Raw genomic sequence first — 10,794 nt, 5'->3', positions numbered from 1 at the left:
CATGAAACGAACTCATAAAAACAGAGCCCGTTTCTATTATTGCTTGGCGGAGAAGTCAATTTCTTAACTGACTGGCATTAGGGCTTGCCCGCGATGGCGGGCTGTCAGTCAGCACATTTATTGACTGACATTCTGTCATCGCGGGCAAGCCCGCTCCCACATTAGACCGCATCAAGTCAGCGCAATGCGCGGCGCAGGACCTTGCCCACCGTGGTCTTGGGCAACTCTTCGACGCGGAACTCGACAAACTTGGGCACCTTGTACCCCGTCAAGTATTCCCGGCAATGGGCCAGCAGTTGCTCTTGGGTCAGGGTCGGGTCGCGGCGCACCACCACAATCTTCACCTTTTCCCCGGTCACCCCATCTTCCACACCAATCGCCGCCACTTCGGCGACGCCCGGGTGCAAGGCCACCACGTCTTCGATTTCATTGGGGTACACGTTGAAGCCCGACACCAGGATCATGTCCTTCTTGCGATCCACCAGGCGGATAAAGCCCTGTTCATTCATCACCCCGATATCCCCGGTCGACAGCCAGCCCTCGGCGTCCAGCACCTCGGCGGTTTCCTTGGGGCGCTTCCAGTAGCCCTGCATCACCTGCGGGCCACGCACCTGCAACTCACCCGGCTCACCGATGTCGGCGAGTTCACCGTCCTCGCGGATAAAGCGCACCCAGGTCGACGGCAAGGGCACGCCGATGCTGCCGGTAAATTCCATGTCGCGCATGCGTGAGATATCGATGGGGCTGATGCTCACCACCGGCGAGCATTCCGTGAGGCCGTAACCTTCGATGATCGGCAAACCGGTGACGTCTTTCCAGCGCTTGGCCACCGCTGTGTGGGTGGCCATGCCGCCGGCGATCACCAGGCGCAGGTCGGAAAAGTCCCGGGCGCGGAACTCGGCGTTCTCCAGCAAGCCGTTGAACAGGGTATTGACCCCGGCAATCCCGTTGAAGCGCTCCTTGCGCAGGATCATCTGCACCCGTTTCACATCCCGTGGGTTGGCGATCAGGATATTGCGCCCGCCCAGGCACATGAACATCAGGCAATTCACGGTCAGGGAAAAGATGTGGTACAGCGGCAGCAAGGTAACGTTGGTTTCCTGCTGGTTCTGGTCCAGTTGATCGCCCACCCAGGCCTTGGCCTGCAACAGGTTGGCGATGATATTGCGGTGGCTGAGCATCACGCCCTTGGCATCGCCGGTGGTGCCGCCGGTGTATTGCAGGAACGCCAGCTCTTCACGCGCCAGCGGCACCGGGGTGTGGGTCAGGCCCCGGCCCTGCTTGAGCGTCTGGTTGAAGCGCAGCGCACCCGGCAGGTTGAAGGCTGGCACCTGTTTTTGCACGCGGCGCAGGATGAAGTTCATCGCCGCGCCCTTGAAGGTGCCGAGCAGGTCGCCGATGGCCGCGATGACCACGCGCTTGACCGTGCTGCCGGCCACGACTTTTTCCAGGGTGTGCGCGAAGTTCTCGAAGATCACCACGGTCTCGGCGCCGCTGTCCTTGAGCAGGTGCTTGAGTTCATGGGCGGTGTACAACGGGTTGACGTTGACCACCACCGCCCCGACAAGGAGGGTGCCCAGCAGGCAGATCGGGTACTGCAAGCAGTTGGGCATCATCAGTGCCACACGATCGCCCTTGCGCACGCCCTGGGCCTGCAGCCAGGCGGCAAAGGCGAGGCCCTGGGCCTGCCAGGTGGCGTAGGTCATTTCGGTGCCGATGCTGACGTAGGCCACACGGTCGCGGTACTTGTGCAAATGCTCGAGGAAGACCTCGCGCAACGACGGGTATTCCTCGATGCCGGCATCGATGTCGCTGGGCACGCCAGGCAGGTAGGCGTCCAGCCAGATACGTTCGGTTTGGTCCAGGCTTACAGCATTCATCGCAGTCTCCTTATTGTTGTTGTACGGCTACTTTTCAACGATGGCGGTAATGCCCAGGCCGCCGGCGGCGCAGATGGAAATCAAACCGCGCCCGCCACCGCGCAGGTGGATGGCCTTGGCCAGCGCCGCCAACTGGCGGCCACCGGTGGCGGCAAAGGGATGACCGCAGCCGAGCGAGCCGCCATTGACGTTCATTTTGGCGCGGTCGATAGGCCCCAGCGGCGCGTCCAGCCCCAGGCGCTCCCGGCAGTAGTCGGCGTCTTCCCAGGCCTTGAGAGTGCACAGCACCTGGGCGGCAAAGGCTTCGTGGATCTCGAACAAATCAAAGTCGGCAAAACCCAGGCCTTCACGCGCCAGCATGCGGGGCACGGCATAGGCCGGGGCCATTAGCAGGCCCTCGCTGCCATCGACGAAGTTCACCGCCGCGGTTTCGCCGGTACGCAGGTAGGCCAGCACCGGCAGGCCACGAGCGGCGGCCCACTCCTCGCTGGCCAGCAGCACCACCGAGGCGCCATCGGTCAGCGGCGTGGAGTTACCGGCCGTGAGGGTGCCGTTCTGCCGATCGTAGGCCGGGGACAGGCTGGCGAGCTTCTCCAGGCTGGCATCGGCGCGCAGGTTGTTGTCGCGGGACAGGCCGCGATAGGGGCTGATCAGGTCGTCGAAGAAGCCGTTTTTATAGGCCGCGTCGAGGCGCTGGTGGCTGGTCAGGGTCAGTTCGTCCTGGGCCAGGCGCTTGATCTGCCAGCGCTTGGCCATTTCTTCGCAGTGCTCGCCCATGGACAAGCCGGTACGCGGCTCGCCATTACGCGGCAGCAGCGGCTTGAAAAACATCGAGGGGCGCACCTGCAACAGGCTGCGCAACTTGTTGCCGCTGCCCTTGGCGCGGTTGGCCGCCAGCAGCGTGCGGCGCAGGGATTCGTTGATGCCGATGGGCGCGTCGGAGGTGGTATCGGCCCCCCCGGCAACCCCCACATCAATCTGGCCGAGGGCGATTTTATTGGCCACCAGCAACGCCGCCTCCAAGCCGGTGCCGCACGCTTGCTGCAGGTCGTAGGCCGGGGTCTCGGCGGACAGGGTGGTGGACAGCAGCGACTCACGGGCCAGGTTGAAGTCCCGCGAGTGTTTGATCACCGCGCCAGCGGCGAACTCGCCCAGGCGCAGGCCGTGGAGGTTGTAGCGGTCCACCAGGCCTTGCAGCGCGGCCACCAGCAAATCCTGGTTGCTGTCGTGGGCATACACCGTGTTGGAACGGGCAAACGGGATGCGGTTGCCGCCGACAATCGCCACGCGGCGAGTGGGGGCCGGGTTGAAACTGTAGTCACTCATCGGTGGTTCTCATTCCAGATAAACAGGCCACGCATATGGGGTTTGTCACCGTCCGGGTTGCGCACCTCGAACGCACGGCGCGGGCCGTCTGCCGGGGCATTCCACAGGGCGACCTGACCGGGCAGGAAGATCGGCAGCTTGAACTCGCAATGGGCCTCGGCCACGTCCAGCCCGCCTGGGGGTTGCTGGGCGGCCAGGGCGCGGCCCAGGGTCCACATGCCATGGGCGATAGCCCGGCGAAAGCCGAACAGCCGCGCGCCGATCAGCGAGGTGTGGATCGGGTTGAAATCCCCCGACACCTTGGCAAAACGCCGCCCCAGATCGGCCGGTAACACCCAGCGCTGAGTGCGCCGCACGCCTTCTTCGGGCAATGCCAGGCTGTCGCCCCAAGGCTCGCCCACCGGATTGGCCACATCCCGGCGCAGGTACAGGCTGTCGCTGTGCCACACCAACTCGCCAGCACTGTAGGCCTGGGTGGCGATGCTCAAGGCCTGGCCCTTGGCATGGGCCACCCAGCGCTCGGCAAACACTTCCAGGCGCAGGGCCTGGCCTTCCTGCAGGCACCGGTGCTGGCGGATGCGATTGGCCAGATGCACCATGCCGCTGGCCGGGTACGGGAAGCTCGGGCGCGTCAGCAGCATCAAGTGCAAGGGGAACGCCAGCACATGGGGATAGGACAGCGGCACCCCTTGCTCGCGCCGAAAGCCACAGGCCCGGCCATAGGCGGCAATTTCCTTGGCGCTCAACGCCACCGCCGAGCGCACCAGGCGTTCCCGGGGCAACGTGGGAGCGCCTTGCAGCTTGGGTTTGCGCAGCGCCAACAGGCCGGCCAGCAGCAGGCGCTGGCGCGACGGTGGCGGGTCGATAATCTGCGTCACGTCGTCCATGCTCAGGCTCCCAACAGACTTTGGCCGCACACGCGCACCACCTGGCCATTGACCCCGCCCGAGGCCGGGTGCGCCAGCCAGGCGATGGTTTCGGCCACATCAATCGGCTGCCCGCCCTGGGACAGGGAATTCATGCGCCGCCCCGCCTCGCGAATCAGCAGCGGGATTTGCGCGGTCATCCCGGTCTCGATAAACCCCGGCGCCACACCGTTGACCGTGACCTGCTGCGCTGCCGCCACAGGCGCCAGGCCCTGCACCAGGCCAATCACCCCGGCCTTGGAGGTGGCGTAGTTGCTCTGCCCCAGGTTGCCGGCGATCCCGGAGATCGACGACACACAGACAATCCGCCCACCGGCCTTGAGCCCCTGCCCTTGCAACAAGGCTTCACTCAAGTGCAACGGCGCTTCGAGGTTGACCGCCAGCACACTGCGCCAGGCGGCTTCGCTCATCTTGGCAATGGTCTTGTCGCGGGTGATCCCGGCGTTATGCACCACCACATCAAACGCACCGTGCTCGGCCACATAAGCCTGCAGCTGCTGCACCGCATCGGCGGCGGTGATGTCCAGCGCCCAGGCGTGGCCACCGACGCTGCTGGCCGCCTGTTCCAGGGAGGGCAACGCTTGCGGCACATCCACGCACACCACCTGCGCGCCATCACGGGCCAGGACCTGGGCGATAGCCAGGCCGATGCCGCGGGAGGCGCCGGTGACCAGGGCGCGACGGCCGCTGAAGGGCTTGTCCCAGTCGATGACGCAGGCGCCATCCACCGGTTGTTCCAGGCGCACCACCTGCCCCGAGACATAGGCCGAACGCCACGACAGGAAGAAGCGCAGGCTGCTGTCCAACGCCTGCTCGGCACCCGGCGCGACATAGATCAGTTGCACTGTGATCGCCCGCCGTAGCTCCTTGGCCAGGGATCGCACCAGGCCTTCCAGGGCACGCTGGGCGATAGCCTGGGGCAAGTCCTGGCAGTGTTCGGGCGCGGTGCCCAGCACCACCACCCGTGCGTGTTGCCCCAGGCGCCGGACGTTGGCATGGAAGAATGCGTAGAGTTCGTCCAGTTGCTTGAGGTCGGTCACGGCACTGGCATCGAACACCGCACCCTGGACCTTGACCGTGGACGGCGCCTTGGGCGTGGCGGCCTGGGCCGGCACGGTGTCGGTGGCCTTGAAGAGGCGCCGCACCTCGTCCGCCAGGCGCCCTGCCCCGGCGATGATCACCGGGTTGGCCAGGCCTGGCTGGCCGCTGCGGTGGCGTTGCAGGGGCAAGGGTTGCGGCAAGCCGATAACCTGGGCCAGGCGGCGGCCCCAGGCAGAATTAACAAAAGAGAGGTAGCTGTCGCTCATAAATCAATCCTTGCAAACCCAATCCCCTGTGGGAGCTGGCTTTCCTGCGGTGGCGGGGTATCTGTGCCAGAGATGCAATCTGATACACCGCCATCGCAGGCAAGCCAGCTCCTACAGTGAGCGTGTTGGTCTTTAGTTCACCGGGGCGTTTTCACGTTTTTTGCTGCTGGGTTTGGCTGCTTGCTCCAACGCCTGCTGGCGCTTTTGCAAGGCCTCCAGCAACCCGAAGTCCTGCGGGAAGTCGTCCACCTGGATACCGTAGTCGGCGTACTCCACGTAGCGCGCCAGCAAGGCGTCTTCGTCGGCGCTGATCAAATCCAGGGCCCGGGCCTTGATGCGCCAGGTGGTAAAGGCCGTGGCGCTGATCGGCATCGGTTCGAGGGTGCCTTGCTTGACGGCCGCCTTGAGTCGCCCTTCGATCAACTCCACCTGGGGCAGCAGGCGGAACGCCAACTCGCCATAGGCCAGCTTGTCGACTTCCGGGCGCGGGATATAGGAATTGGCCAGCAAACGGTCGCGGCTTTCGCCCGGGGTCTGCACCAATTCGGCCACCTCGGCCAGCAGGCGGTCGGAGGGTTTGCGCTGGGGAATGCCCAACGGGAAGCTCAAGCCACGCATCACTGCCGCCGCCGACTTGGAGGGGTAGTTGTCGAGCACTTCGGCCAGGGCTTCATGGGCCCGCAACAGCGCATCCTGGGCCGACCAGTGAACCAAGGGCAGATCGGCCTGGGGCCGGCCATCATCCTCAAAGCGCTTAAGCACGCAGGACAGGATGTAGAGCTGGGAAAGAATATCGCCCAGGCGCCCGGTGATGCTTTCCTTGCGCTTGAGCGCCCCACCCAGCACGCCCATGGAGATATCGGAAATCAACGCCAGCACCACCGACAGCCGATTGGCCTGGCGGTAGTAGGACGCAAGCGAAGGATCGGTCTTGGCCGGCACGCCAATCAGCCGCCCGCCTGTAAAAGAATGCACCGCCGCACGCACGGTGTTGGCCAGCACAAAGCTCAGGTGACCAAACAGGGCGCTGTCGAACGCCAGCAACGCCTGGCGCGGGTCGGGGTTGCGCGCCGCTTCCATTTCACGGAACACGTAGGGATGGCAACGGATCAGGCCCTGGCCGTAGATGATCAGGCAGCGGGTCATGATATTCGCGCCTTCCACCGTGATCGCGATGGGGCTTTGCTGGTAGGCGCGGGCCAGAAAGTTGTTGGGCCCCATGCAAATGCCCTTGCCGGCGACGATATCCATGCCGTCGTTGACGATGATCCGCGCACGCTCGGTGACGTGGTATTTGGCAATCGCCGAGATCACCGAGGGCTTCTCGCCGACATCCAACGACGCCACCGAGACCTTGCGCACCGCATCGCAGGCATACAGGTGCCCGGCCATGCGCGCCAACGGCGCCTGCACCCCTTCAAACTTGCCGATCGGCAGGCCGAACTGCTTGCGCATCGCCGCATAGGCCGTGGTGCCGCGTACCGCCACCTTGCCCAGGCCAACGTTGGCCGACGGCAAGGAAATCGCCCGCCCGGCCGCCAGGCATTCCATCAGCATGCGCCAGCCGTTGCCCACTTGTTCGCGGCCGCCGATCACCCATTCCAGGGGGATAAACACGTCCTTGCCGGTGGTCGGGCCGTTCTGGAACACCGCATTGAGGGGCCAGTGACGGCGACCGCTGTTCACCCCGGGATGGGAGGTGGGGATCAACGCGCAGGTGATGCCCAGCGAACCGGGCTGGCCCAGCAGGCCGTCCGGGTCTTCGGCGCGAAAGGCCAGGCCCAGCACCGTGGCAATGGGGCCGAGGGTGATATAGCGCTTGTCCCAGGTCACGTTGAAACCCAGCACTTGCTGGCCTTCATGCATACCCTTGCAGACGATGCCCAGGTCGGGAATCGCCCCGGCATCGGAACCGGCATAGGGGCTGGTCAGGGCAAAACACGGAATGTCTTCGCCACGGGCCAGGCGCGGTAGGTAGTAATTGCGCTGGGCGTCGGTGCCGTAATGCAGCAACAGCTCGGCCGGGCCCAGGGAGTTGGGGACCATCACCGAAATCGCCGCCGCCGAGCAACGGGTCGACAGTTTCATCACCACTTGCGAGTGGGCATAGTGGGAGAAGCCTTTGCCGCCGTATTGCTTGGGAATGATCATGCCGAGGAAGCCGGCATCCTTGGTGTACTGCCAGCCTTCGGGCGACAGGTCCTGCCAGACCTGGGTGGTTTCCCAGTCATTGGCCATGTCGCAGAGGGTTTCCACTTCGTTGTCGAGGAACTCCTGCTCTTCGGCGCTCAAGCGCGCCGGCGCGGCTTGCAACAGGCGCGGCCAATTGGGCTTGCCGCTGAACAGCTCGGCGTCCCACCACACGGTGCCAGACTCGATAGCCGCGCGCTCAGTGTCGGACATGGCCGGCATGATCGTACGAAACAGACCCAGGACCTTGCTGGTCAACAACGTACGGCGCAGGGGCTTGATGCTCAGCAGCAGCGCCGGCACCACCACCAGCAGCGCGGCAACGCCCAGGCCAAACCCTGCGACTACATTGAACAGATAACCCGCCGCCCACCACACCAGGCCAGCGCCCAGCCACAGGGTGGCTGCGGCTTGTCGATACGCCAGGGCAGTCGCCGCAGCAAGTCCCGCCAATAACCAGATAACCATCAAGATACCTCTACTTGTTCAGGGCGCGGCACGCCTATCAGCAGGTCGGTATGGCCTGCGACTGATCACCACACTACAAACTTGAAAAGCCAAATTCAAATTTTGTTTTGAAATTTTTATTTAATTGGTTTGCGAAATAATTCTCGGCCGAACGCGTCAGCCGAAATGCCAATAAGGGAAGGAAATCACAAGGGGTCGCGTGGGCGACCCACCGGTGCAGCACCCGGTAAACGCAGTAGAAAGATGCGCTGACTACACGTTTACCCTGGGACTACGCAGATACAACAACAGGTCAGAAAGCGTAGGTGGCCGACAGGCTGACCACTTCGCCCTTGGCCTCGGACTTGCCATCCAGCGACGCCGCGCCCAGACGATCAACGTTCTTGGTCTTGAGCTTGACAGTTTCCACAAACTGGCGGGAATACGCGCCGTCGATGCTCAGGCCAGGAATGGCGCGGATGTTGTAGCCAAAGCCCAGGGAAGCGAAGGTGCGGTCCCCATCCGGGATACGCGGGTCACGGGTGGAGTTGCGGGTTGGGGTCTGGTCGAAGGCCACACCGGCGCGCACGGTGAAATCATCCGTGAGTTTGTAGTCGCCGCCGAACGAATACATCCAGGTGTTCTTGTACTTGTACGGGATCGACACAATGGTGCTGCCATTGGACTTCAAGGTCAGCGCCTCGAAGGACGACCATTGGGTCCAGGTCACGCTGGCGCCCAGGGTCAGGCGGTCAGAGAAGTCGTGTACCCAGTCCAGGGACGCATTGGCAGGAATGTCCAGTTGCGTGGACGCATTGGCGCCGCCCGGATACAGCTTGAGCCCAGGGTACGCCAGTTCGACCAGGGTTTTACCGTCGACCATCGGGGTGGTCATCAGTGCTTCCGAGCCCGGATCGGCGTACATGTTGTACTTGCCTTCCAGCTTGTTCTTGATCTTGGCGTGGTAGTTCAAGCCCAGGGTGTCCTGCGCCGTGGGCTTCCAGGTCATCCCCGCAAACCAACCCAGGGAGTTATTGTCGACCTTGACCCGCATCAAGGCGAAGCCCTGGCCTGCAGGAAATGGAATGAAACCAAAATCCGGCGACTGCGCAGCAGCGGCATACAGGTCGACGTTCTGGCTCACAAAGCCTTTGGTGTGCTGAAGAATCGCACCACCACCGATGGAAAACTCATCATTGACCTTGAACGACAGGGAGCCGGTCAAGCCAACGGTTTCGATGCGGGTATCCACTGCAAAATCGCGGCCTTTCCAGTCTTCATCCCAGGTTGTGCGGGCGCCCATGGGCACCACCTGGCTCAGGCCAAAGGCAAAACGGTCGTTGATCGGGATCACCATAAAGCCGGTGGGTACCCAGGCCTCGAACCCGCCTTGGCCGCCGTCACCAGTACGCGGGGTCGACGAGACAAGTTCCCCGGTCGTAGGATCCATGACAGTGGTAGACGTCGGATTACCAGCGTAGTCATACGCCGAGCCTTTGTATTTGATGTCGATATTGGCGTAGTTGATGGTGAACTGCGAAATAGTCTTGTCAATGAAAGCCATGGCAGCCGGGTTGTTGTAGGCCGCTGACGGATCGTTCTTGAACATCGAACCACCACCGAACGCCCGACCCCAGCCAGCAGTGTTAGCGGTAGGAGTCATGAAGCCGCCTGCCTGGACCGAGCCGGCAGTCAACATCAGCCCACTCAACAATGCCAGGCTGAGGAACACTTGCGCCTGTTGTTTCTTATTATTCATGCCCCACTCCTTATTGTTTTTATTCGTCTCAATCGATAAAACCGATCAGACTTTCTTCAACAGGCGCCTCTGACGAGGCGCCTGCCTTTACTGGGTGATCAGCCCTTTTGGAGCAGTTCCTACATTAAGGAATAATAGTGACCCCAAGAGCGCCAACATTCAGTTTCACAACGGTGCAATTGCCAGAAAGCGGCTGATTGTTCGCAGTCAATGCGATACTTGGAGACGGTGCCGGTGTCGATGACAACAGCACGTCAATGGAGGAAGGGCCGCAGTTGGTTGGCGGTGGGAAGCCTGGAGTGACGATCTTGTAGCCAACGTTGTGAGCCTTGCCAGTCGTTGCAGTGAGAGGCTCCAGCAACCAAGGCAATCCAGTGATCTGAGGCAGGTCGCACAGAGAGCTGGTGCCTTGAGAGATGGTGACCTTGGTGATATCCGCCTTGCCATCTGGACGGACCGTGCCTTCAAAAACAGCCTTACAGGTCACCGGGTTCTGGAACGAAGAAGGCGACTTAACCTCAATGCTCCCAGTCGCCCCTGTAACAAACGTCGCTCCAATTGGACTAAAAGACGCCGCACTGGCCATCGAAGCCGCGCCAAAGCACAAAGCAAACGAACTTACACAAACGAGGGTTTTCAAACTTTTCATTATTTTTCCTCACATGTATGGCGAGTCATTTCGCCGGGGTAATGGCCATGATCGAGAGGTCACGGAGAAACAGCAGAACTTCCCTTTCCAGCCAAATTTCAATGCAATTACCACTACAAATTCGGGTACTTACTCGACGACTTTGAACGTCGGCGGCATCTTGATCGATACCGTTTTGATCTTGCAGTCTTCACCGATTGGCACATTGGCCGCCCTGAATTCATAGAATAAGCGCAACGCTTGAAACGAGAGGCAGAGAGCCAGCCACCGGTAGAATCCAGGCTCTCACACCGAAGGATTCAAGCGCAGA

Annotated in this window: 7 protein-coding genes and 1 pseudogene; all 8 read right to left on the bottom strand. The window is 62.2% G+C overall.

What is annotated here, in order from left to right:
• Window positions 1-176: 176 nt before the first annotated feature.
• Window positions 177-1,880: an AMP-binding protein gene (locus AO268_RS29640; RefSeq protein ID WP_099170713.1), complete on the bottom strand. Its 1,704-nt coding sequence runs from the start codon at window positions 1,878-1,880 to the stop codon at window positions 177-179.
• A gap of 27 nt (window positions 1,881-1,907) precedes the next feature.
• Window positions 1,908-3,206 carry an acetyl-CoA C-acetyltransferase gene (locus AO268_RS29635; protein ID WP_099170712.1) on the bottom strand — a complete coding sequence of 433 codons (1,299 nt, stop codon included), beginning with the start codon at window positions 3,204-3,206 and terminating at the stop codon, window positions 1,908-1,910.
• Window positions 3,203-4,093: a MaoC/PaaZ C-terminal domain-containing protein gene (locus AO268_RS29630; protein WP_099170711.1), complete on the bottom strand. Its 891-nt coding sequence runs from the start codon at window positions 4,091-4,093 to the stop codon at window positions 3,203-3,205. The genes AO268_RS29635 and AO268_RS29630 overlap by 4 nt, the downstream gene beginning before the upstream one ends.
• Window positions 4,094-4,095: 2 nt before the next feature.
• A complete protein-coding gene (locus AO268_RS29625) occupies window positions 4,096-5,439 on the bottom strand; it encodes a 3-oxoacyl-ACP reductase (RefSeq protein WP_099170710.1) in 1,344 nt (447 codons plus the stop codon).
• A gap of 132 nt (window positions 5,440-5,571) precedes the next feature.
• Window positions 5,572-8,097 carry an acyl-CoA dehydrogenase gene (locus tag AO268_RS29620; RefSeq protein ID WP_099170709.1) on the bottom strand — a complete coding sequence of 842 codons (2,526 nt, stop codon included), beginning with the start codon at window positions 8,095-8,097 and terminating at the stop codon, window positions 5,572-5,574.
• Window positions 8,098-8,389: 292 nt separating this feature from the next.
• On the bottom strand, window positions 8,390-9,835 hold the full coding sequence (locus AO268_RS29615) for an outer membrane protein transport protein (RefSeq protein WP_099170708.1): 1,446 nt from the start codon (window positions 9,833-9,835) through the stop codon (window positions 8,390-8,392).
• Window positions 9,836-9,959: 124 nt separating this feature from the next.
• The gene (gene praB, locus AO268_RS32845) at window positions 9,960-10,484 is read right to left on the bottom strand and encodes an alkane oxidation protein activator PraB (RefSeq protein WP_169898121.1); all 525 of its coding nucleotides are present in this window, start codon (window positions 10,482-10,484) and stop codon (window positions 9,960-9,962) included.
• Between the two features lie 129 nt (window positions 10,485-10,613).
• A pseudogene (locus tag AO268_RS29605) lies at window positions 10,614-10,706 on the bottom strand (alkane oxidation protein activator PraA); the annotation flags it as partial.
• Window positions 10,707-10,794 lie beyond the last annotated feature (88 nt).

Source organism: Pseudomonas sp. ICMP 8385, assembly GCF_002699915.1.
Lineage (GTDB): Bacteria > Pseudomonadota > Gammaproteobacteria > Pseudomonadales > Pseudomonadaceae > Aquipseudomonas > Aquipseudomonas gessardii.
Note: the sequence above shows the minus strand (reverse complement) of the source record. Positions and strands in the feature narration are given on the sequence as shown.

Bases quoted from the DNA above. Each gene is read 5' to 3' on its own strand.
- AO268_RS29615 (WP_099170708.1), bottom strand. From the start codon at position 9,835: ATGAATAATAAGAAACAACAGGCGCAAGTGTTCCTCAGCCTGGCATTG.
- AO268_RS29630 (WP_099170711.1), bottom strand. From the start codon at position 4,093: ATGGACGACGTGACGCAGATTATCGACCCGCCACCGTCGCGCCAGCGC.
- AO268_RS29640 (WP_099170713.1), bottom strand. From the start codon at position 1,880: ATGAATGCTGTAAGCCTGGACCAAACCGAACGTATCTGGCTGGACGCC.
- AO268_RS29620 (WP_099170709.1), bottom strand. From the start codon at position 8,097: ATGGTTATCTGGTTATTGGCGGGACTTGCTGCGGCGACTGCCCTGGCG.
- praB (WP_169898121.1), bottom strand. From the start codon at position 10,484: ATGAAAAGTTTGAAAACCCTCGTTTGTGTAAGTTCGTTTGCTTTGTGC.
- AO268_RS29635 (WP_099170712.1), bottom strand. From the start codon at position 3,206: ATGAGTGACTACAGTTTCAACCCGGCCCCCACTCGCCGCGTGGCGATT.
- AO268_RS29625 (WP_099170710.1), bottom strand. From the start codon at position 5,439: ATGAGCGACAGCTACCTCTCTTTTGTTAATTCTGCCTGGGGCCGCCGC.